Genomic DNA, 21,286 nt, shown 5'->3' on the forward strand with positions numbered 1-21,286 from the left:
GCCTCCGCATTTTCGTGGGTTAACTTTTCAGCCACCGGAGCGCCGGCCGGAGTCCATTATTAGTTTGCTTAAGACTAAATCATTTGGAGGCTAGCATGAACAAACATAGCATAGTTTTTTTAGGATTAGATACTCACAAAGAATTTCACGAAGTGGCTTATTGTGAAGAGCAGCGTGGAGTAAGTGCGGTGCACTATGGCCGCATTCCTTCTTCAAAAGTCAGCGTCAAAAAGCTTATCCGTCAGTTTGAATCTAAATATCCTGGTGCAACACTTCACGTCGTATATGAAGCTGGGCCTTGTGGATATTGGATCTACCGACTTATCACGAGTTTAGGGCATTGTTGCTATGTCGTCGCGCCTTCCCTTATTCCGAAAAAGCCTGGTGACCATATTAAGACCGATAGGCGCGATGCGTTAAAGCTGGTGAAGTTGTTAAAATCGGAAGATCTCACGCCTATTTATGTGCCGGAGCCAGAAGATGAAGCGGTAAGAGATTTATCCCGCGCTCGAGAGCTTGCGATGAAAGATTTAAAAGAAGCCAAATACCAACTCAAAGCGCTGCTGCTGAGAAACAATATTCGGTATGAAGGAACTGCTAACTGGTCGAAGAAACATCTGCGGTGGCTGACTGAACTGATATTACCTCATCCGGCGCAGCAAATCGTATTGCAGGAACAGTTGCAGACTATTGAAGAGCGGATCCGCCGCTTAGAAAGGCTGGATAATGAGTTAACCCATCATGTACACCAGTGGCGTTATTATCCTGTCGTTAAAGCGATCCAAGCCATGCGTGGTGTGAGGCTGCTAGTGGCGGTTGGGGTTGTTGCGGAACTTGGTGATTTACACCGATTCGACCACCCGAGAAAGCTTATGGCTTATTTAGGCTTGGTACCCAGCGAACATTCCTCTGGTGGAAAACGTCATTTGGGCGCTATTACGAAGTCTGGTAACGGCAGAGCTAGACGCTTGTTAATTGAGGGGGCGCACAGCTATCGATATCCAGCAAATGTATCGACTAATATTCAAATTCGCCAAGAAGGGCTACCCAAAGACATCGTCGATATTGCGTGGAAAGCACAGCTTCGTCTGTGCAAACGCTACCAGCGAATGAATAAAAAAGGTAAGCATTACAATCTCATTATCACCGCAATAGCCAGAGAGATGGCAGCCTACATATGGGCTATCGCTAAAGAAGTGGTGCTTACGCCAGTTAATCCAAAATTGAGATTGAGCAGAGTACCTGCATGATAAAAGAGTTTGAGCTAATGCATTCGGATCAGGCCGCGGAATGTGGCACAACCTACGAGGGCGTTATGACGGCAATAACTTAACGGTTATTGATCCACGAACATAGACTGATGAGAAAGGCTGAGCGGTCACCGGGACACGGCGGAGTGAGTAAGGTAGGCGCTGTTCATTGAAAGATGAATAATCCATTAATACCACTGGGGCGACACTCGCCATGACAACCGACGACATTACTGCCTCATCCGGTGCGTTAGCTCATTTAATATGAGTAAGAACACAGCTAATTATGGACCGAAAAAATGTCAGGGAGACATTCGGTTTTTATTGACAAGGGGAGTCATACCAACGCCCATATAAGGGGCAGTAATACGTGGGCTAAAACCCGAGCGAAGCGACAGAGCCCACGTGTTACTGTCCCAGGGAGCTTGCGACCGACTTAATGTGTTTGTTAAATGCCAATTACTAACCTCATAGATTCTTCCGCAGATATAAAACCTAATAGAAAGAACAGTATACGCGTAAAAGTATTAACAGCAAAACGCAATGCATCAGGGTCATACCATGGGTTTTTATCAAAATCATTCTCGGTACGAAGTTGTCGTTGAGACTCTCTAATAATTTGCTTACCAATAACTAGCAATAAAATTAAGGAGAGAAAGGTAAAACCGTAAACTCCATCTGGAAGAGAGTAAAACTCAATAACGGGTTCGCTGAGTACTAGTAATACTCCAGCTATAAATGATGTTGTTTTTGTAGCATCCATTGGCATTTAACGCTAAGCTTTGGGGCGCTAGCACGTGGGCTAAAATCCGAACGAAGTGAGTCAGCCCACGTGTTAGCGTCCCAGCGACCGGAGGGAGTGCCAACAGCGTTTTGTTAGGCGTACAACGAAGAGTACGCAGCTTTGCTGCCACCACCATCCGATTAGACCGCGAATTTAAATTATTGAATTTAAGATAAAACAACCCTGTGCGAAAAGCTAGATGTTAACGGTAATGCTGGATAAAAGAGCGAGTTAAGAAAACTAGCTGAGCTGAATGTAGGTGTTACGGTGTTTGTGAAAAACGCGTTGCTAAAGCCGTTGAAACTACCGAGAAAGTAACTCGTAAAGACAACCTAGCGAAACAGCCTTGATGCTGAAATGTCACGGTTATACCCACTTTTTTATGCTGTAAGTAAATGATGCCTAACGCCCGCCTAACAGGCGCAAGATGCTTGGCTAAAATTAGGAACGAAGTGACGCAAGCCAAGCATCTTGCGTCCTTTGTTGAGGCGTTTGTTAGTTGCCGTTTTTGCAGAGGTATTTCAGTAAATCTGCGTAATCAGCTAGTACTACATTAGCGGCTTCATCCATATTGTAAGATTCATCATCAATCATTTCAGCATCGTGATAAATTCTATACAAGTTTCCATTAACGCCATCATTTATGTTTATGAAATATGGATCACCGGAACCTAGTGAGCAACTAGCAACAGGAATGTACCCAAATTTCTTTACTGCGATTCCAGGATAAAACTCGTTAGCCTCATTTAGAATTTGATATTCATCGAGTAGCTTAAGGTTACCACCATCTAACTCTGACAAATCAGCGGATTCTGGAATTTCACAGTATTCGCCCACTAATTCATTTTTAATGATGAAATTTTTCCAATACTCCGGTATCAAAGACAATCTCCCTAGGCAACTAACAGCTTATTATATGGAAAAATTCCTTTATGTAAGATGGAATCTTTCCGTACATCATTTTCCTAATTGACAAACTTTCGCACGAAACCACACTGTTATCAAACTATTGCACTTCAGCATTCAAATAGCTCCCCCATATTCCGGAATAATTCCTTTTTATTTCCAACAACGCCTCAAAAATAATCAACTGTATGAATATACAGACCACCAACATTCCTTAATCTAACTCACTCAAACACTAATCTATTACCCTCGAAAGTAACCCGATCTTTCTCGTCTAACTGCATGTACTCTACGCCCCCTACTTCTTCCAACAGACTCATGACGTATGGATTCGGCTTTTCAATACTATTAAACACATCTAACACCCGTTGTAATTTGTATTGATGAAAGCTCGATACAAAACGTTGTTCATCTACATTCCCAGTTTCGCTCCGCCCTATTTTAAAACTGTGCTGCCCTATTGTTCTTGGTATAAAGTGCGGAGTATTTTCATTACTCGCATCCTTTTCTCGCCAATCAGTTAACGCCTCTGAAGTATTTTTCAACACCGGCCATTGCTGAGTAAACATATCTTTTAATAATGGCAGCAAGGCTGCGGGTATTTCATCGTTTGCTAAAAACGCAGGGGTACTGGCAGGATTATTGATATCGTTACTAGCAGAGGTACTTGCTTGATGTGCAGTATTAGGGTTATTCATCCGCTTCACCCACGCCGCCACATTGGGGGCTATTTTATCCATTAACCGCTTGGGTGCAGGGTCGCGGTATAAGTGGGCATACAATGGGCCTAGTAATCCGAAGTCACCTGTACAGGGTTTATCGCCCAACAAATACTTATGGGTGGCGAAATGTTCGTTTAAATAATGCAGAACGGTGTTTTCATACCAGTCTTCAATATAGGGAATGCTTTTTTCGGTAATACCTAACAGTGGCACAAACCCTTGGAATTTTTTGGCTAGTTTCTTTCCAAAATACGCTTTAATAAATTTTGGTGCTTTAGGGGTAACTACTTGCCCGAACTCTTCATATATAAACGGGAAGTTATCTTTATTCCAGCGGTAGTGCATGGCGGGAATAACCAGCCATTCATCACCCCATAAGGCGAATAGCTCACTGACAAGATGCTGTGCGGGTGTGTTGGGTACTACTGATAGATTGTTGGTGTTGGTATCTGCCTGCGTATTAGCCTGAGCCTGCGCTTCAAAGTAATCAATAATGCGGGCGGTATCTTGTAGGTATTCACCTGAAGGAGTTTTTACCACCGGAATAAAGGCAACACCGGTTTTCGGGCGAATAATTTTCTTGTATACCGAGATAGTAGATAACACCTCGGTGAAAGGCAGTTGCTTATATTTAAGGTAAGCGCGAATTTTACCTGTATACAAAGACACTTCAGAACCATACAAAATATACACTACAACACTCTCTTAAACGCTGAATAATAACCAGATTAATACGCAAGTAATGTTCACGTCTATTGAATGCCTATTTTGTTAAATGATATAGCACCATAACAACGGCTATGTGTTACCTATTGCTGGTAATTCGTTATTCCTCTGCTAATTCTCTGTCGATCCTTTGCAAGCCCCTCTATTCGCTATCAATTACTATTAGATTGCCTACCTGCTAGCCAACTACACCGAAAAAAGCAAAAAATATTTCACATCCCAATTGTTACAATATAACATATCAGCAAATTTCGACTTTATACCGCAAATCAATGACATCAAAATCTGTAATCAGCGCTAGTGAATTGTCGGTACGTATAGACCAACGTACTATTCTCGACAACCTTAATTTTGAAGTAGGCAAAGGTGAAGTGTTTGCCCTTCTTGGTGGAAACGGTGCGGGTAAATCCACCACCCTTAAAACCTTTTTAGGGCTAATGAAACCTAGTACTGGAACAGCGTCTGTTATGGGCATGTCGGTAGCAGACAATACCAACGAAGTGCAGAAGTCGGTGGCTTATTTGCCTGAATCGGTCACCCTTTATGGTCATCTTTCAGGATACGAAAATATTCGCTACTTTTTGTCGGTAGCCGGTGTCGAGAAAACTGACAATGCTATTCATGAAGCCCTTAATAAAGTGGCGTTGCAGGAAAATGCGTGGCACAACACTTTGTCGAATTACTCAAAAGGAATGAGGCAGAAAACTGCTATTGCATTAGCCATTCTACGCAATGCCCCAGTGCTGTTTTTAGATGAACCTACTTCTGGTCTCGATCCTGCCGCTATTGATGAATTTAACTCGCTAGTATCTGAGTTAGCCAACAACGGTGCCACTATATTTATGGTAACCCACGATGTGTATGGCGCTTGTCAGGTTGCTCACCGCATTGTGCTATTAAGCAACGGCAAGCTTACGGGGTCGTTCGAACGCTCGGGCGATACACCTATCGATACAGAAGCTGTTCACGCTGCATTTGCTGGGCGTAAATAATGATGAGCAATACAATAAAAACCATTTGTGCTGAGCAGTGGCGTTATTGGCTGCGAACCAAGGTTGCCACTACGGTGTTAATTTTGGGCAGTGTACTTACCCTAACAGCGCTTGTGGTAAATGCCTTTCATATTGAAGAAGCGGCGCACGCCAGAGAACACCTTCAACATGAAGCTGAAGAACGCTTTTTATCGCAACCAGATAAACATCCCCATCGCATGGTGCATTACGGGCACTATGTGTTTCGTACACCTACCCCGCTTAGCGTAATAGAACCTGGTGTAGACACTTACACAGGTAACGCTATTTTCTTAGAAGGTCACAGGCAAAACAGTGCCATGTTTGCCGAGCAGCGCCAGTCTGCAGGGCTTACTCGCTTTAGTAGCTTAACGCCAAGCTTTTTAGCATTAGTGTTAGCACCGCTGTTTATTATTTTGATTGGCTACGGCAGCGTGTCACGAGAACGTGAAGCAGGCACACTAACTTTATTACTTACCCAAGGTGCTAGCCGCTGGCAGTTGGTATTAGGAAAGTTAGTGGCATTAATGCTGGCTAGCAGTATTTTCTTACTGCCATTGCTATTGGCCTGCTTGTATGTCGCTTTTTCCAATGAAAGCGCGTTAGTGGTAACGCTTTTCTGCTTAGGTTACGCACTTTATTTCTTGTTATGGGCTGTGGTGGTTACCGCCTGCTCTACGTTGTTTGAAAAAAGCAGCGCTAGCTTTACCGTGCTTATTGTTATTTGGATGAGTGCTTGCATATTGCTACCTAGAATGGGCAGCAGTGTGGCTACCAGTGTCGAGCCTTCTATCGGTAAGTTAGAAGCCGACTTTAAAGTAGAAGAAAAACTTCGAAGCTTAGGCGATGGTCACGATGTTAACGATCCTGCTTTTGTTAAGCTAAAACAAGACCTACTCGATAAGTACAACGTCGATTCTGTAGACGACCTACCCGTGAACTTCAGAGGCATAGTGGCGCAATATTCTGAACAGCGCCAAGCTGTTGTGATTAATGAATTTGCTGAAAGCCGCATGCAAGAAGAACTAGCACAAGCGCGAATTGCTAGGCAGTTTGGTTGGCTTTCGCCTACTGTTGCACTGCGTTCATTCTCTACGTTGCTTGCAGGCACCAGTATTGAAACCCATCACCGCTTTTTACGTGAAGCTGAAATCCTACGTATGCAGTTTGTACAAGGCTTAAATAAGGTGCATGTAGAAAAGCTAGATTACAAACTGGATATGAACCGCAATTCAAGCGAAGAAGCCGCAGACAAAGCGGTAGTTGAAGCCAGTAACTGGGCAGTATTGTCTGAATTTAATTTTCAGCCAGAAGCACCCATGGCGCGCTTAAGCAGTGCTGCCGTGTATTGTTTACAACTTCTTCTTTGGGTGGGCGTTGCTTTACTACTTCTTAAGCTTGCAGTAAGGAGGCTAAACCCATGATGCGGTTTAACGATATTAAGCGCGAAGCAAAGTTTGTGTTTGCCCATCGCCAATTTAAATTAACCTTATTGGTGGTATTTCTACTCAGCACAGTAGCCTTGTGGTCGGGTCATGCAGAAATGCAAGCACAACAAGCCACAATTGAACGCTTATTAGAAAAAGACCAAGTAGAGCGTGAAGCGGTACTTAATCATCAGTCTAGCTACGGCATGGTGGCCTATTACGCATTCCACCTAACGTATGCGCCGCCTTCGCCTCTTACCTTTGCGGTTGTTGGCGAACGTGATGTGTTCCCGTGGAAACATCGCATACGCATGCTAGCCCTTGAAGGCCAAATTTATGAAAGCGATACCGACAATCCAGAATTAGCGTTTTTAGGGCGTTTCGATTTTGCCTTTGTGGTAAGCGTACTGCTACCGCTATTTATTATTTTGTTACTGTACGACCTAAAAGCCAAAGAGCGTGAAGCCAGACGCTTCGACTTACTTAACGTTACGGCGCGTAATAGCCATGCGGTATGGACATCTCGTACCCTAGTTACGCTGGTTCCGTTAGCGTTAGTTACGCTGGTTCCTTTTGTGGCCTTTGCCATTGTGAATGGCGCTTCTGTAAGTTCTATCTTGTTAGCATGCGTTATTGTGCTGGGTACTATAAGCGTGTGGTCTGCCATTGTATTAGCCATTGGAGCAGCACAGCGTTTTGCTAAATACAGTGCCACCCACCTTGCTTCGTTAATGTTAGGCGTATGGCTTATTACTACCGTAATTGTGCCGGTTACCGGTCATACCGTTATTAATGCCGTGGTTGAAACACCTGAAGGTGGCGACATTGTGCTTACACAGCGTGAAGCCGTAAACGGTGCATGGGACAAACCCGTTGAGGAAACGTGGGAGAAGTTTATTGAAACTCACCCACAATGGGCTGATTACACGGCTTACGATCCTAAGCGAGATGGCTCTTTTAACTGGAAGTGGTACTTCGCTTTTCAACAAGTTGGCGATGATAGTGCAAGCGAACTTTCAAACGCGTATCAGCAAGCCACTATTCGAAAAAATCAGCTGGCGGGCTATGTGTCTTTACTGTCGCCTTCGTTGCTAACCCAGCGTTTGTTATCGAACACCGCAAGCACCAACGTGCAATCTATGATTGATTATGAAAATAAGGTGCGCGCTTTTCACGCGTCGTTACGCGAGTTTTACTACCAACAACTTTTTGCTGCGCCTGAGTTTTCAAAATCAAGCCTTAAGCGCTTACCGAAATTCACTACATCTTCACAATTTACTAGTACACCAATGAACACACAGGAAAACACCAATGAAAAATAACTGGGTGAAATCGACACTCGCCATCAGTATTGCTGCCTTTTTCAATGCACCGACTTTTGCTCAAGCAAATGCTCAAAGTGCAAATCAAAAAAACGAAGAAGCAAAAGTAGAAAAAATTACGGTACATGGCATGCATCGCGCTTATCAAGGTGCGTTTGAATACAAAGAAGTGCCTGCCGCAGCGCAAGACATCGACTTGGGCTTAATTGGTGATGCGGGTGCCATTAATTTAAATGATGCGTTAGATCTTTCTGCTTCGGTAGCAAGGCAGAATAACTTTGGTGGGCTGTGGAATAGTTTTGCCATTCGTGGTTTTTCTGGTGATGAAAACTTACCAAGTGGTTTCTTGGTAAACGGTTTTAATGCTGGCCGTGGCTTTGGTGGCCCGCGTGATTTGGCCGGTATCGACCATGTGGAAGTTTTGAAAGGCCCTAAAGCGGCGTTGTTTGGCCGCGGCGAACCTGGCGGCGCAGTAAACTTAGTGACTAAGCGCCCACAATTTTTCACCGGTGGCGAAGTGAAAGCCACTTATGGTAGTTGGGAACAAGTACGCGTGGAAGCTGATGTACAAACCGTTGCGGGCGATAATGACAGCATTGGTGTACGCGTAGTGGGTTTTTACGAAGACGCTGAAAGCTTTCGCGATACCGTAGAAACTGAAAAAGTAGGCTTCTACCCTTCTGTTACGTGGGAATTTTCAGCAGATACCCGTATTACCTACGAGCTTGAATATACCAAGCAAGAAATTCCCTTCGACCGTGGGGTAATAGCGGTAGACGGTAAGTTAGGTATTCAGCCTATTGAAACTTTCGTGGGCGATCCAAATGGCGATAGAATTGCTACCGACGTAGTTGGGCACCAGCTAGAAATTTCTCATGAGCTTAACGACGACTGGAACCTATTGGTAGGTGCTGGCCTGCGTGACACCACGTTTGAAGGTAATGCGCTTGAAACTAACTTTGGCGGCCGCCAAACGTTGTTTATCGACCCAGATCAAACGTTACTGTCTCGCTTTAAGCGCTATCGCGATTTTGAAACCGATTATGTGGTACTGCGCGGCGAAATTGCTGGTGAATTTGATACAGGCTCAGTTAGCCATCGCGTTATTATTGGTGGTGATTACGATAAGTTTGAAAACGATCAAGTTATCTTGCGTTACCGCCCACCGTTTTTCTCAGACGACACCAACATTAACGATTTGGATTTAAGCCAATATCTTGTGGTAGATATTCTTAACCCAGATTACTCGCCTTTGGCTGATGTTGAGTTGTCAGATAATTTAGACCGCTTAGAAACCCAAGAAGCTTGGGGTATGTACATTCAAGACCAAGTTAACATTACCGATAAGTTTCAAGTGCGCTTTGGTGGCCGAATTGACAAATTCGAACAAGAAATTCAGAACCGCTTAAGCGATCCGGTTTCTACTACATCGCAAGATGATACCCAATTTTCACCTCAGTTAGGTGCAGTGTACTTGCTTGATGACAGCATTAGTTTTTACGCAACGTACGGTGAAGGCTTCCGTCAGCTAACGGGTTCTGATTATGCGGGTAACCCGTTTGAACCAAACCAATCTGAATCAACTGAAGTAGGTGTTAAAACCGATTTAACGTCATTCTTTGATGATGTACGCGGCGATATTACCTTATCTGTCTTCAACATTGAGCAAAGCAATATTTTAGTGTTCGATAGCAGTGATGAAGCATCTGACGGTTTCTTTTTAACTCCTGGTGGTGAAGCGCGTAGCCGTGGCGTTGAGTTAGATGTTAACGCTGAATTTAGCAACGGCATTAGCTTATGGGTGTCTTATGCTTATATTGACGCTGAAAGTACCAACGATGCAGCAGACGCTAACTTTGTAGCTGCTATTGAAGCCGGCGATCCGCTTATTAACGTTCCTGAAAATCAGCTTAGCGTTCAAATAGGCAAAAGCCTTACGGTTTCAGATATGCCGGTACGCCTAGGCACAGGCTTGTTGTATGTAGATGAGAGATTAGGACAAACCGCAACAGAATTCTATTTGCCTAGCTACACAACCGTTCGTGCGTTCGCGCAAATTGAACCGGTTGAAAACTTAGTGGTACGTGCAGAAGTAGATAACCTTTTCGACAAAGAGCATTACACCAACTCTTTTGCCGACGTGTGGGTTGAACCAGGTGCACCGCGCCGCTTTAGAGTTTCAGCGTCTTACCGTTTCTAAGCTTTGTATTAAAAGGCTTTATAACAGCTCCATCGGTTTATAAATGACGTAGATAAGCTTTGTTTCCCTTATGCTTGTCTACGTCATTTTTTTATGTGTTCAAAGCCTAGGTTATCGACTTAGGTTATCAATTTAAATTATCAACTGAGGTTATCGACTAGGTGTAGATTGCACTTCTAAGTTGAAGTCTTTACCAATGCCTTCGATAATTCTGGTTAAACCTACTATTTCGCCCTCGTCGTCATTATTCCAATTGCAAGTAAGGGTACTGGTTCCTTTTCGAAGTTTACCCTGCCAACTGTCACGACTTACATCTAAGTCGCCAGGGGCATCGGTTAACTCCCACCCTTCGTCTTTAAACTGAAAAACAATGGTTGCGAACCTTTCTGTAGGGATAGCCCCAATAATCTTCAAGTCTTTACGCTGAAATTTAGACACAACGAGTGCCCGTCGAATGTTAGAAAATAAGCCCACGTTAGTCCCCTACCGTAATAGTCGTAGTCGCTATGCTATTTATAGCTACATTTAACTACTTTTTAACATATATTACCAATCTCTCATATGTGGGTTCTACGGTAATGAAAAAACAGCGTCCACTATTGTTCAATTAACGGGTACGTTTTTGAATGACTAACCAAATTCCGCCTAGGGTCATTAAAGAGGCAACCATTATCTGAACACTTATCGTTTCGGCAAGAAATGCCCACCCCATTAGTGTGGCTATTACCGGCACACTCAACTGAACGGTAGCGGCCGTTGTCGACTGAATTAAGGGTAGTGCTTTATACCAAATGGCATAACCGCAACCCGATGCCACTATGCCAGACGCTAGCGCATACATCACGCCATCATTGCTCCACTGCCACGTGCCTGTTACCCATAGCCAAATAATTAAAGGTATGGTGAAAAGCGTGGCGTATGAAAAATTACCGGCGGTAAGCAACAAAGGCGCATTACTCTTTTTACCTAACAACGAATAAAAGCCCCACGCAATACCGGCACTTATCATTAATAGCGCTGAAAACAGTGGCGGCGCGCTGGCACCGGGTAGCAACAAGATAACTAAGCCTGCAAAAGCCAGTAAAAAGCCCAACCACTGAAATGCAGCAAAGCGTTCGCCTTTTAGCAAACCTACTGAAATCATAGTGAGCTGCACTGCGCCAAACAAAAGCAGCGCACCTGTGCCTGTCGACATAGAGATATACGCGTAAGAAAACCCAATAGCGTAAACGAATAAGCATAGCGCCCCTGCTATTGATGCCTGTTGTTTAATGGCCGCTATTGGGCTGGTGTTTATATTAGCCGCAGCGCTTTCTGTTCCAGAAGCGCTTTGCTCACTTTTGTTATTGGCTAACGCTGCGCGGCGGGCAGTAAAAGCGACCAAAAGGGTTAAACACAATGCCCCACTGGCTAAGCGTATTGTGGTGAAAAGGCCTGGATCGATATCGGTATTGGCCAGTGCCATACGGCACAACAACGAATTGGCCGCAAACGCCAGCATGGCAATACACACTAATCCGTACGGGTTACCCATTCATTTTCTCCATCAGCGTATTCATAAAAGCCCTTTTATAAGGTTGATAACTTTACCAGGTTATTTCGTGCACATAGCCACATGTAAAAATACACAAAGCTCTTTTTAATCAAGGCTTTGTAAACTACCTTTTTACAGGCAAAAGAAAAGGACCGCAATGGGTCCTTTTTTCTTTCAATCGTTACACTAACATGCCGTTACAGTGAAACACCTAAGCGTTCTGCAACTTCAATGTAAGTTTCAACCACTGAGCCTAGGCCTTGTCTGAAACGGTCTTTGTCCATCTTCTTGCGGGTTTCTTTGTCCCACAAGCGGCAACCGTCAGGCGTAAATTCATCACCTAAAACAATGTTGCCATCAGGATCAACACCGAATTCAAGTTTGTAATCTACTAGCAACATGCCTGCTTCATCAAACAGCGATTTAAGCACAGCATTTACTTTAAACGTTAACGACTTCATTTCAGCAATTTGTGCTTCTGTCGCCCATCCAAATGACACAATGTGATAATCGTTAATCATAGGATCGTGCAATGCGTCATTTTTAAGGAAGAATTCAAACACAGGCGGCGCCAACGTTTGCCCTTCTTCTACACCAAGACGACGAACCAAAGAGCCTGCCGCTAGGTTACGAACAACACATTCCACTGGGATCATGTCTAGCTTTTTAACTAAAGATTCAGTGTCAGAAAGCAAAGCTTCTACTTGCGTAGCAATACCCGCTTCTTCAAGTTTAGTCATAATAAAATGGTTAAACTTGTTATTCACTTCGCCTTTACGGTCTAGCTGTTCAATTTTTTCACCATCAAAAGCTGATGTGTCGTTTCTGAAATGCAGAATTAACTTATCGCTATCATCAGTAAAATACACAGTTTTTGCTTTACCGCGGTAAAGCTCGTCACGTTTTTCCATTCTCAGTCTCAATTATATATCAAGGTTATCTTCTGACATGACCTCGGCAAATGCGCCGTAAAGGTCTGAAACCTGATTGGCTTCAAAAGGTTCGCTTTCATTATTCATGAAAGTCACTGAACTGCGTTTCTCACCGGCACGTGAAACTTTTAAACGGTAGTCACCTTTTTCAAGTAACTCATTGTCGCTGGAGAACAAACCGCCCCACCAACCCGTGTCACTACCATTATAGGAAACAAACAGTAGGCCGTTAGATTTATCTAAATCTTTAACGTCGAAACCAAGTTTACGCAATACCAATAACATACGTGGCCATACCACATCGTATTGTGCATCAACCATGAATGCTGGGTTGCCGTCATCGTTAAAGCCCATTTCGGTATTTAGGCCTTGGCGAATACGTGCAATGCGACGAGTTTCTTGTAATTGAATCTGGTATTCGTAATGACCAATCACTTGGTTAAGTACGTCTACTTCCTCGCGGCGCTCTTGCATGCTTGAAATTTCTGCAACAACATCGTCACCCGTGGTGGCCATGTAGTCTTTTAAATCAACAGAAAGTGCTGCGGTTCTACCGTGAGGTTTTACATCTAGAGTGAATTCAAAGCGGCGACCCACTTCACTTTCAGTGCTGGTCCAGCTGTACCATGGGCTATCCACTTCTTTTTTGATAATCATCCAATCAGTGTTTAGCACTTGCTGTTCAGGATCGAAGAAATCGACGCCAATACCTTGTTCGTCTAGGAAGCTTAACAATGAATTCCAAACTGCTTGGCTTAACGGCTGGCTATCATCAACTTGGTCGAACCAAATTGTTGCTGTGCTTTTGCCTTCTTCTACGTGCGAACCCGTAACCAGTGGCAATACCAATGCAGGAGACTGCACAAGCAATTTCTTGCCAACAAGACTTTCATCTACGCTGTCGTCTAATTCAGGTACTGCAAACTCTCTAGAAAAAGTTGGCGCATCTAAGTCGGCTGGAACTTGTACTTGCTTTTGTTCTTTCGTTTCTAAGTATTTGTACGTACCTGAAGCCGTCTTTCTGTCTGTTTGGCTTGAACAACCTGCAAGTGCGATTACTACCATCGAACTCACTATAGCCAGCGTTCTATTCATCTGTGTTCCTTATTAACCCGAAATCAATGCGTATTTTTGTAATAGTTCTTCGATATGTTTTTGGCTTACAAGTTCCGGTAAAACCATAGGTAATCGCATTTGTGCACTTTCCATCATGCCCATTTTGTATAAAGCCCACTTAGGAATAACTGGATTAGGCTCGATAAATAGCGCGGTGTGAAGCAATTCGATGCTTTCATCTATAGTGCGACATTTATCAAAATCTTTTGCTAAAGCGGCTTCGCACATTTGTGCAATGGCCTTTGGAACCACGTTTGCTGTCACAGAAATAACGCCATGACCGCCTTCACACATGAATTCACAACTTGTGCCGTCATCGCCACTTAATAAAACGAAGTCTGAAGGGACAAGTGCTTGCGTTTCTTTAAGACGAGCAATATCACCGGTTGCGTCTTTTAATCCAACAATGTTTTTGTGAGATGAAAGTTCTGCAACGGTTGCAGGCAGCATATCAGCAACAGTTCTACCTGGTACGTTGTATAACAACACAGGTAAATCGCTTGCATCAGCAATGGCGTTGAAGTGTGCCACCATGCCTGCTTGTTGAGGCTTGTTGTAGTAAGGGACTACGCTTAAGAAGCCGTCGATACCGGCCGCACCCAATTGTTGAGTAAGAAAAATCGCTTCAGCAGTTGAGTTTGCGCCACTACCTGCAATAACAGGAATAGCGCCAGACACCATAGCAACGGTCTCTTTAACGACGTTTACGTGTTCATCAAACGGTAAGGTGGCCGACTCGCCAGTGGTGCCAACAGACACAATACCATGTGTGCCTTGTTCAACATGAAAGCGCACTAGCTTCTCAAGTGACTTGTAATCGATGTCGCCGTATTCAAACATCGGCGTGACGAGTGCTACGTAACTACCAGTAAACATAATCTCTCCGCAAAATATGAGCGCACATGGTAAATATGTCGGTAGCTAAACACAAGCTATCTCACGCCTAAATGACAAGAATTTGACAATAATCTGCATCAATACTACAAAAAGCCGCTGGTACTAAAAAAAAACTCTATGCTACCATCACCCAATACGTTTCCTGTGATGTAGGTTTTAATGTCTCAGCACCAACTGATTGTTACCATTTTAGGTACAGATAAAACGGGTATATTAAGCGAAATTGCGACCACGGTATCAGAAGCCCAGTGCAACATTTTAGATAGCCGCCAAGCTGTTTATGGTCAAGAGTTCTCGCTTACTATGATCATTGAAGGCTCGCAGTCTGCCATTACCCGCGCTGAGTGTACCGTGCCCCCTCTTTGTCAGCGTCTCGATCTGCTTTCCATGATGAAACGTACCAGTCACCACGAAAAGCAAAATCTCGATCACTTATTTCACGTTGAGTTCAGCGGCGAAGATACCGCTGGGCTAATAGAAGCAGTAACAGGCTTTTTCGCAAAACGTAACGCGTCAATTAGTGCATTTAGGCAAGCCACTTATAAAGCGGCCGAGTGTAAAAACGAATGTATGCGCTGCAAATTCGTTGTGAATATGCCTGCATCTGAAGATTTTGCTGCCCTAGAATCAGAGCTAACCGCGTTATTTGAAGAGCTCAACGTAACCGGAAAAGTTGTAGATAAACATATTAAGGAATCTAATGAACACGCTTCAAGCTGGTGATAAAGCACCACAGTTTTCACTTCAAAACCAAAATGATGAAACCATTACGTTATCAGATTACCTAGGCAAGAAAGTACTGGTTTACTTTTACCCTAAGGCGATGACCCCAGGCTGTACCGTTCAAGCGCAAGGCTTACGCGACAGTAAAGAGGCATTAGACGGCTTGAACGTAGAAGTAATGGGCATCAGCCCTGATGCGGTTAAACGCTTGCCAAAATTCGCTGAAAAAGAAAGCCTAAACTTTACTTTGTTGTCTGACGAAGACCACGCGGTTGCAGACGCTTTTGGCGTATGGGGCTTGAAAAAGTTCATGGGTAAAGAGTATGACGGTATTCACCGCTTGAGCTTTTTAGTAGACGAAAACGGTGTTATCGAACACGTTTTCAATAAGTTTAAAACCAAAGAACATCACACAGTAGTGTTAGATTACTTGGCTGATAATAAGTAATTCACGTCACGCGTATTGGTTGGAAACAAAAAGGGCGGTAGTTCACACTACCGCCCTTTTTTCGTTTTGCTGGTTATTAATTTTATTCTTTGTTTAGCCTAATGCGCTATTTGCTTTCAGCCACAGTTAATCCCTCAGGATTACTCGACCACGCTGTTATTACTGCTTTTACCAATGTTGCCAACGGTATAGCAAAGAAAACGCCCCAAAAACCCCATAAGCCGCCAAATACCAGCACTGCAATAATGATATACAGTGGGTGCAAGCTTACTGCTTCAGAGAAAAGCAATGGCACCAATAAGTTTCCATCTAGTGCCTGAATGATTGAATAGGCAATAAACAGATACCAGAAATCAGGCGTTAAACCCCATTGAAATAGCGCGACTATGGCAACGGGAATGGTGACTACCGCAGCGCCTATGTAAGGAATCAGCACAGAAATGCCCACCAATACGCCAAGCAATATAGCGTATCGCAAATCCATAAAGGCGAAGGTTACGCATGACACTAAGCTAACAATCACAATTTCTATCACTTTGCCGCGAATGTAATTGGCAATTTGTGAATTCATTTCATGGCCAACTTGCGTAATTAACCGGCGCTCTTTGGGTAACAAGTTAGAAATGCTTTCTAAGAAATACATCTTGTCTTTCAGCATGAAAAACACCATTAAAGGCACAAGCACCGCATAAACTAATAGCGCAGCCACATTGGCAATGTTACTAAAAGACGCTGATATTAATGTTTCGCCTACACCAACAAGTTTGTCGTTTAGCCCTTCCATCATTTGATGAATTTGGTAAACCTGCACATAGTCAGGGTATTTTTCCGGCAAGGTTAAGATCCAATCTTGTGCCTTCTGCCATATTAAAGGGGTTTCTTGAATAAGATTAATGCTTTGGCGAGTCACAATGGGCACTAAACCAATTAGCATGAAAATGACCAGGGTAATAAACCCCATTAATACAATGCCGCAAGCAATAGCGCGGCTTACGCCAAATCTAACAAGGTGGGTAACTGGCCAGTCCAGTAAGTAAGCCACAATCGCTGCCACTAAAACAGGCATTATAAGCTCGCCCCACAAAAGCAGCGCGGCGGTGGTAATAAGTATTAGAATAAGCAGCATGGCTGCATCAGGATCGGAAAATTTGCGTCGGTACCAGCGACCAAACACACTGATCATAAAAGCTTCCTGAGAAATTTTAAGAATAGGATACGCATCATAGTGTAAAGACTTAGCATCGGGCAATACACTTTCTATTTAAATCAATCTGGTAAGACGATTTAATAAGCAATATTCGAATCAAACGCCACGCTAATTGATAATGACAGATTTGCACTAAAACTGGCATAAACGTACTTATCTAGGCAGAATGATAAAATTCATAATAAATAATTGAAACTGAAACGGTACTTTGGTGCTCTAATACGTATTCCAGTATTGTTCAGTAAATCACAGGTACATGAAGAAAAGGTTATCTCAAAAACTCTTGGTGCTGTCTTTCCTTATTACAGCTAGCTTGTCGAGTATTGCGCAAAGCGTGAGTTACACGAATAAAAATGCGCTACCTGAAATTGGCGTAGTGGCGTCTGACGCCATTTCTTTAGACAAAGAAATGATTGTTGGCGATGCCGTTATGCGTCAAATGCGTGGGCAAAGCCCGCTAATAGCCGATCCTGTTTTAGATGAATACCTACAAGATTTAGGCAACCGCTTAGTCATTCATGCCGAAAACGCCAAATTCCCATTCCGTTTTTTCTGGGTAGATAACGATGCGATTAACGCCTTCGCTTTCTTTGGTGGGCATATAGGCGTTCATACTGGCCTTATGCGCAGAGCAAACACTGAAAGTGAATTGGCCTCGGTTCTTGCTCACGAAATTTCTCACGTTACACAACGGCATATTGCGCGAAGCATGCAAGCGCAACAACGTTCGTCGCCCTTAGCCATTGCTTCACTTATTGGTGGCGTATTAATTGCCATGGCAAACCCGCAAGCGGGTATGGCGGCCATGCAAGCTGGCCAAGCGGCTTCTGTACAAATGCAAATTGACTACACCCGTTCTAACGAGCAAGAGGCCGACCGCATCGGTATTGCCATGTTGTCTCGCGCTGGGTTTGATGCCAACGGCGCCGCCGACTTCTTTTCAATTATGGCTGAAGAGTATCGAAACGTTTCTCGCCCGCCAGCACGTTTATTAACTCACCCATTAACTGAGTCTCGTATTGCCGATGCCCGTTCTCGTGCAGACGACTACCCTTCTCGCTTTGTTCCGGTAAGTAAACAATTCGAACTGGCTAAAGCCCGCATCATGGCTAGGTACTCATTTGAACCGGATTACGCGGTAGAGTATTTTACCGCTCAGTTAGATAAAGAAGTTTACCGCGTTAAAGAAGCATCGCTTTATGCGTTGGCATTGGCGTATATGAGAACTGAAGAGTACGACAAAGCCCAAGACATCGTTATGGGTGAGTTGTTACGTAAAGATAGCGGCAACCTGTTTTACTTAGATGCCGCAACCGATATTTACATTGCCAAGGGCGAGCCTTTAAAGGCAGTAGAAATGCTGTCACCGTTTGTAGAGAACAGCCCGCGCAATCAAGTATTGGCGCTGAATCAAGCAAATGCCATGATTAGTGCTAGCCGTTATGATGATGCTATTAGTTTGCTAAAAGACTTTTTACTAGTAAACGACGAATATCAAATTGCGCATCAGTTGATGTCTGAAGCGTACCAAAAAGCGAAGCGCTTTTCGCAAATGCATCAAAGTAAGGCAGAAGTGTACGCCTTGTATGGCGCCTATACTCGCGCCGTGGATGAACTACAGTATGCTTATAACTTTGCGAAAGACGACGATCATCTTCAAAAGCAACGCATTAGGGCAAGAATAAAGCAATTTAGAGATCAAGAAGAGCGGTTGCAGCGCTTATAACGCCTGCTCCTGCAACTTTGCTATTTTGTCTTTTAAAATATCAGCAGTTACCTCACCTAAAATCTCGGCTTGAACCTGTCCTTGCGGGCCCACAATGTAAGTCGCCGGTAAATACGGCGGCTTAGTAATGGGAAGCTGGGTTTCTTCATTGGCCACAATCAAATTCAGCGTGATGTCGAATTTCTCTGCCATGGCCTGTAAATCGGCTACCGGTAGTACGTCGTAGTTAATGGCGAATAACGATGTGTTTGGCGGTAGGTTGTCGTTTAAATGGTGTAACTCAGGCATTTCTCTTAAACAAGGGGCACACCAGGGCGCAAAGTAATTGATGATCACCCAATCACCTTCTAAATCTCGCCACTTATATTGTTCGCCCTGGAGGGTTTCAAAGTCGGTTTGATGGTAATGATAAAACCACACTCCAGCGGTTGCTGAAAGTAACATCACCAATATAATCAACACCCCTTGCTTCACAGCGTTCGTCATTTTTAGCGTACCTTTTTTTCCGTACTTTTTTGCCATACTTCTTTTATATAAGAAAAGCGTTGTTATTTATAATAAACAATAACGGTGTGAAAACATGCCTTGCTGCGTATTTAATAGCAAGTATTTTCCAGTGTTTTCAAATGGGCTTGCCTTTCTACCGGCTCAATTTCAAAAGCATCATTTTTAGCGCGCAGTTTGCACAAGCAAGGTTAATTGCTTAGCATCAGCGTTAATTGCTTAGCAACAGCGTTAATTTATAACCCCTAAACACCAATATTAATGCGCTTTTATCATTAATAAGGGCTTAGCACCTTGAAAAACACCTTCAAACAAGCAATAGTCAGCGCCAAAATTTGGCCATGATTAAACGATGAGGCGACAATATGTCTTCGGTTACTATTTTACATAACCCGCGCTGCTCTAAAAGCCGCCAAACCTTAGCACTACTTGAAGAAAAAGGTAGATCGCCTACCGTAGTAGAATACTTAAAAACGCCACTGAGCATCGATGAACTTAAAACTCTGTTTGGGCAACTTAACGTTGAAAATGTACGCGACATGATGCGCACGAAAGAAGATGCCTATAAAGCTGCAGCATTAGGTAGTGCAGATATTACCGATGAGCAGCTTTTCGCTGCCATGGTAGAACACCCTAAGTTAATTGAGCGCCCAGTTGTTATTAATAACAATACTGCGCGTATTGGAAGACCGCCAGAGGCCGTATTGGAAATCGTATAATGGGCCCTATTTTAATTCTTTATTACAGCCGCCATGGCAGTACCAAACGGTTAGCTGATGCTATCGCCCAAGGGGCAATGGCTCAACTATCAAGCTTTGAAGCGAACGCGTCATCACCTTCTACTGGTACATCATTTGTGCGACCAGAAGTTATTGTGCGCAGCGTGGCAAGCCTAAACGCTAATTCGAATGGCGCTAGTTCGAATTTAAATGAGCAAGGCTCTGAAGAAGAGAGCACCAACGTCAGTGTGGAAGAATCAAACCCTAACGCAGCCCCCACGGTTACCTTACAAGAACTCGAGCAATGTAGTGCCCTTGCCTTAGGAAGCCCTACGCGATTTGGTAATATGGCAGCGCCAGTAAAGCACTTTTTAGACAGCACCAGTAGCCAGTGGCTAAAAGGGTCGCTAATTAATAAGCCTGCGTGTGTGTTTACATCAAGTTCTTCCATGCATGGCGGTCAAGAATCGACACTGCTTTCCATGATGATCCCATTATTCCACCACGGCATGGTGATGTGCGGCCTGCCCTACAGCGAGCCAGCGCTTCATGAAACTCGCAGCGGTGGCAGCCCTTACGGTGTGAGCCATGTCGCCCTCGACAACGCAGTCACACTCACTGAAGATGAAAAATCTTTATGTATTGCTCAAGGTAAACGTCTGGCAAAATTAGCCAATGCTTTGTGGCATGCGAATAACCCGGAGACAACACATGGCGCCTAACACTCGCTTTTATCGTTATTTGGCACTTGGGTGCCATACCCTCTTAATAGCGTGGATTATTGCGTGGCAGTTTTTTCTTAATAAAACGCTAACGTACTCGCCAATCTTTATTACGTTGGTTTATTTAGTGCCGTTACTTTTACCTTACAAGGGAATTATACAAGGCAAGCCGTATACTCACGCTTGGGCAAATTTCGTGGTACTGTTTTATTTAATGCACGGTTGTACGGTGGCTTATGCAGTCCCTGAAGAGCGCTGGTATGCGGCAATTGAAATTCTGCTTTGTGTTGGAATGTTCGTTGGTTGCAGTGCGTTTGCTCGTAAACGTGGACGTGAACTAGGCCTTGGATTAAAGAAACTTAAACAAGTTATGCAAGAAGAAAAGGCGCATTTCGAACAAGGGGAATAACG

General features: G+C 43.8%; 22 protein-coding genes. 11 read left to right on the forward strand and 11 right to left on the reverse strand.

The window, feature by feature from the left end; all coding sequences use genetic code 11:
• The first annotated feature begins 95 nt into the window (after positions 1-95).
• Positions 96-1,250 carry an IS110 family transposase gene (locus tag R1T43_RS11340; RefSeq protein ID WP_317348940.1) on the forward strand — a complete coding sequence of 385 codons (1,155 nt, stop codon included), beginning with the start codon at positions 96-98 and terminating at the stop codon, positions 1,248-1,250.
• Positions 1,251-1,313: 63 nt separating this feature from the next.
• Here the strand turns inward: R1T43_RS11340 and R1T43_RS11345 are convergent, their stop codons facing one another.
• The 4 genes from R1T43_RS11345 to R1T43_RS11360 all read right to left on the reverse strand — a co-directional run bounded on the left by R1T43_RS11345 (position 1,314) and on the right by R1T43_RS11360 (position 4,355).
• Positions 1,314-1,481 carry a hypothetical protein gene (locus R1T43_RS11345; protein ID WP_317348697.1) on the reverse strand — a complete coding sequence of 56 codons (168 nt, stop codon included), beginning with the start codon at positions 1,479-1,481 and terminating at the stop codon, positions 1,314-1,316.
• 217 nt (positions 1,482-1,698) lie between these two features.
• On the reverse strand, positions 1,699-2,013 hold the full coding sequence (locus R1T43_RS11350) for a hypothetical protein (RefSeq protein ID WP_317348942.1): 315 nt from the start codon (positions 2,011-2,013) through the stop codon (positions 1,699-1,701).
• Positions 2,014-2,529: 516 nt separating this feature from the next.
• Complete coding sequence (locus tag R1T43_RS11355; protein ID WP_317348946.1) at positions 2,530-2,922, reverse strand: hypothetical protein; 393 nt, start codon at positions 2,920-2,922, stop codon at positions 2,530-2,532.
• A 242-nt stretch (positions 2,923-3,164) separates the two neighbouring features.
• Positions 3,165-4,355, reverse strand: a complete 1,191-nt coding sequence (locus tag R1T43_RS11360; protein ID WP_317348949.1) for a glutathione S-transferase — start codon at positions 4,353-4,355, stop codon at positions 3,165-3,167.
• A 305-nt stretch (positions 4,356-4,660) separates the two neighbouring features.
• Between R1T43_RS11360 and R1T43_RS11365 the strand changes: the two genes are divergently transcribed.
• Genes R1T43_RS11365 through R1T43_RS11380 form a run of 4 tightly spaced genes read left to right on the forward strand, consistent with a single transcriptional unit; the run spans position 4,661 to position 10,347 of the window.
• Complete coding sequence (locus R1T43_RS11365; protein ID WP_211070873.1) at positions 4,661-5,380, forward strand: ABC transporter ATP-binding protein; 720 nt, start codon at positions 4,661-4,663, stop codon at positions 5,378-5,380.
• Positions 5,380-6,822 (forward strand): ABC transporter permease, encoded by a 1,443-nt coding sequence (locus tag R1T43_RS11370; protein WP_317348951.1) that lies wholly within the window; start codon positions 5,380-5,382, stop codon positions 6,820-6,822. The genes R1T43_RS11365 and R1T43_RS11370 overlap by 1 nt, the downstream gene beginning before the upstream one ends.
• The gene (locus R1T43_RS11375; RefSeq protein WP_317348953.1) at positions 6,819-8,147 is read left to right on the forward strand and encodes a DUF3526 domain-containing protein; all 1,329 of its coding nucleotides are present in this window, start codon (positions 6,819-6,821) and stop codon (positions 8,145-8,147) included. The genes R1T43_RS11370 and R1T43_RS11375 overlap by 4 nt, the downstream gene beginning before the upstream one ends.
• Positions 8,137-10,347: a TonB-dependent receptor gene (locus tag R1T43_RS11380; RefSeq protein WP_317348954.1), complete on the forward strand. Its 2,211-nt coding sequence runs from the start codon at positions 8,137-8,139 to the stop codon at positions 10,345-10,347. Before R1T43_RS11375 ends, R1T43_RS11380 begins: the two co-directional genes overlap by 11 nt.
• A 150-nt stretch (positions 10,348-10,497) precedes the next feature.
• Here R1T43_RS11380 and R1T43_RS11385 read toward each other — a convergent pair whose 3' ends face one another.
• From R1T43_RS11385 to dapA, 5 genes are all read right to left on the reverse strand, one after another.
• Positions 10,498-10,821 carry a hypothetical protein gene (locus tag R1T43_RS11385; RefSeq protein ID WP_317348955.1) on the reverse strand — a complete coding sequence of 108 codons (324 nt, stop codon included), beginning with the start codon at positions 10,819-10,821 and terminating at the stop codon, positions 10,498-10,500.
• Between the two features lie 133 nt (positions 10,822-10,954).
• Positions 10,955-11,881 carry a DMT family transporter gene (locus R1T43_RS11390; RefSeq protein ID WP_317348957.1) on the reverse strand — a complete coding sequence of 309 codons (927 nt, stop codon included), beginning with the start codon at positions 11,879-11,881 and terminating at the stop codon, positions 10,955-10,957.
• 197 nt (positions 11,882-12,078) lie between these two features.
• Entirely contained in the window at positions 12,079-12,792 is a 714-nt protein-coding gene (gene purC / locus R1T43_RS11395) for a phosphoribosylaminoimidazolesuccinocarboxamide synthase (protein WP_013784230.1), read from the reverse strand.
• Between the two features lie 12 nt (positions 12,793-12,804).
• Positions 12,805-13,908 carry an outer membrane protein assembly factor BamC gene (gene bamC / locus R1T43_RS11400; RefSeq protein ID WP_211070868.1) on the reverse strand — a complete coding sequence of 368 codons (1,104 nt, stop codon included), beginning with the start codon at positions 13,906-13,908 and terminating at the stop codon, positions 12,805-12,807.
• Positions 13,909-13,920: 12 nt separating this feature from the next.
• Positions 13,921-14,805: a 4-hydroxy-tetrahydrodipicolinate synthase gene (dapA, locus tag R1T43_RS11405; protein WP_317348962.1), complete on the reverse strand. Its 885-nt coding sequence runs from the start codon at positions 14,803-14,805 to the stop codon at positions 13,921-13,923.
• Positions 14,806-14,985: 180 nt separating this feature from the next.
• On the opposite strand from dapA, the gene R1T43_RS11410 reads away from it, so the two are divergent.
• Positions 14,986-15,549, forward strand: a complete 564-nt coding sequence (locus tag R1T43_RS11410; protein WP_317348964.1) for a glycine cleavage system protein R — start codon at positions 14,986-14,988, stop codon at positions 15,547-15,549.
• Entirely contained in the window at positions 15,527-15,997 is a 471-nt protein-coding gene (bcp, locus tag R1T43_RS11415; protein ID WP_211070866.1) for a thioredoxin-dependent thiol peroxidase, read from the forward strand. The genes R1T43_RS11410 and bcp overlap by 23 nt, the downstream gene beginning before the upstream one ends.
• 106 nt (positions 15,998-16,103) lie before the next feature.
• Here the strand turns inward: bcp and R1T43_RS11420 are convergent, their stop codons facing one another.
• Positions 16,104-17,180, reverse strand: a complete 1,077-nt coding sequence (locus R1T43_RS11420; RefSeq protein ID WP_211070865.1) for an AI-2E family transporter — start codon at positions 17,178-17,180, stop codon at positions 16,104-16,106.
• 280 nt (positions 17,181-17,460) lie between these two features.
• Between R1T43_RS11420 and R1T43_RS11425 the strand changes: the two genes are divergently transcribed.
• Positions 17,461-18,930, forward strand: coding sequence for a M48 family metalloprotease (locus R1T43_RS11425; RefSeq protein ID WP_211070864.1), 1,470 nt, complete (start codon positions 17,461-17,463; stop codon positions 18,928-18,930).
• Here R1T43_RS11425 and R1T43_RS11430 read toward each other — a convergent pair.
• Positions 18,925-19,416, reverse strand: a complete 492-nt coding sequence (locus tag R1T43_RS11430; RefSeq protein ID WP_317348970.1) for a TlpA disulfide reductase family protein — start codon at positions 19,414-19,416, stop codon at positions 18,925-18,927. The two genes, R1T43_RS11425 and R1T43_RS11430, sit on opposite strands and share 6 nt — an antisense overlap.
• A 383-nt stretch (positions 19,417-19,799) precedes the next feature.
• On the opposite strand from R1T43_RS11430, the gene arsC reads away from it, so the two are divergent.
• From arsC to R1T43_RS11445, 3 genes are read left to right on the forward strand one after another with little or no spacing between them, the layout of a single operon-like run.
• Positions 19,800-20,153, forward strand: coding sequence for an arsenate reductase (glutaredoxin) (gene arsC, locus R1T43_RS11435; RefSeq protein ID WP_317348973.1), 354 nt, complete (start codon positions 19,800-19,802; stop codon positions 20,151-20,153).
• Positions 20,153-20,875, forward strand: a complete 723-nt coding sequence (locus R1T43_RS11440; RefSeq protein ID WP_317348975.1) for an NAD(P)H-dependent oxidoreductase — start codon at positions 20,153-20,155, stop codon at positions 20,873-20,875. The genes arsC and R1T43_RS11440 overlap by 1 nt, the downstream gene beginning before the upstream one ends.
• On the forward strand, positions 20,865-21,284 hold the full coding sequence (locus tag R1T43_RS11445) for a DUF2069 domain-containing protein (RefSeq protein ID WP_057792045.1): 420 nt from the start codon (positions 20,865-20,867) through the stop codon (positions 21,282-21,284). The genes R1T43_RS11440 and R1T43_RS11445 overlap by 11 nt, the downstream gene beginning before the upstream one ends.
• Positions 21,285-21,286 lie beyond the last annotated feature (2 nt).

The sequence above is a fragment of the Alteromonas sp. CI.11.F.A3 genome (genome assembly GCF_032925565.1).
Classification (GTDB): Bacteria; Pseudomonadota; Gammaproteobacteria; order Enterobacterales; family Alteromonadaceae; genus Alteromonas.

Coding starts and splice junctions, on each gene's coding strand:
- R1T43_RS11345 (WP_317348697.1), bottom strand. CDS start 1,481: ATGTCGTCGGTTGTCATGGCGAGTGTCGCCCCAGTGGTATTAATGGAT.
- dapA (WP_317348962.1), bottom strand. CDS start 14,805: ATGTTTACTGGTAGTTACGTAGCACTCGTCACGCCGATGTTTGAATAC.
- purC (WP_013784230.1), bottom strand. CDS start 12,792: ATGGAAAAACGTGACGAGCTTTACCGCGGTAAAGCAAAAACTGTGTAT.
- R1T43_RS11440 (WP_317348975.1), top strand. CDS start 20,153: ATGGGCCCTATTTTAATTCTTTATTACAGCCGCCATGGCAGTACCAAA.
- R1T43_RS11340 (WP_317348940.1), top strand. CDS start 96: ATGAACAAACATAGCATAGTTTTTTTAGGATTAGATACTCACAAAGAA.
- R1T43_RS11375 (WP_317348953.1), top strand. CDS start 6,819: ATGATGCGGTTTAACGATATTAAGCGCGAAGCAAAGTTTGTGTTTGCC.
- bcp (WP_211070866.1), top strand. CDS start 15,527: ATGAACACGCTTCAAGCTGGTGATAAAGCACCACAGTTTTCACTTCAA.
- R1T43_RS11445 (WP_057792045.1), top strand. CDS start 20,865: ATGGCGCCTAACACTCGCTTTTATCGTTATTTGGCACTTGGGTGCCAT.
- bamC (WP_211070868.1), bottom strand. CDS start 13,908: ATGAATAGAACGCTGGCTATAGTGAGTTCGATGGTAGTAATCGCACTT.
- arsC (WP_317348973.1), top strand. CDS start 19,800: ATGTCTTCGGTTACTATTTTACATAACCCGCGCTGCTCTAAAAGCCGC.
- R1T43_RS11365 (WP_211070873.1), top strand. CDS start 4,661: ATGACATCAAAATCTGTAATCAGCGCTAGTGAATTGTCGGTACGTATA.
- R1T43_RS11410 (WP_317348964.1), top strand. CDS start 14,986: ATGTCTCAGCACCAACTGATTGTTACCATTTTAGGTACAGATAAAACG.
- R1T43_RS11350 (WP_317348942.1), bottom strand. CDS start 2,013: ATGGATGCTACAAAAACAACATCATTTATAGCTGGAGTATTACTAGTA.
- R1T43_RS11380 (WP_317348954.1), top strand. CDS start 8,137: ATGAAAAATAACTGGGTGAAATCGACACTCGCCATCAGTATTGCTGCC.
- R1T43_RS11390 (WP_317348957.1), bottom strand. CDS start 11,881: ATGGGTAACCCGTACGGATTAGTGTGTATTGCCATGCTGGCGTTTGCG.
- R1T43_RS11425 (WP_211070864.1), top strand. CDS start 17,461: ATGAAGAAAAGGTTATCTCAAAAACTCTTGGTGCTGTCTTTCCTTATT.
- R1T43_RS11420 (WP_211070865.1), bottom strand. CDS start 17,180: ATGATCAGTGTGTTTGGTCGCTGGTACCGACGCAAATTTTCCGATCCT.
- R1T43_RS11370 (WP_317348951.1), top strand. CDS start 5,380: ATGATGAGCAATACAATAAAAACCATTTGTGCTGAGCAGTGGCGTTAT.
- R1T43_RS11430 (WP_317348970.1), bottom strand. CDS start 19,416: ATGACGAACGCTGTGAAGCAAGGGGTGTTGATTATATTGGTGATGTTA.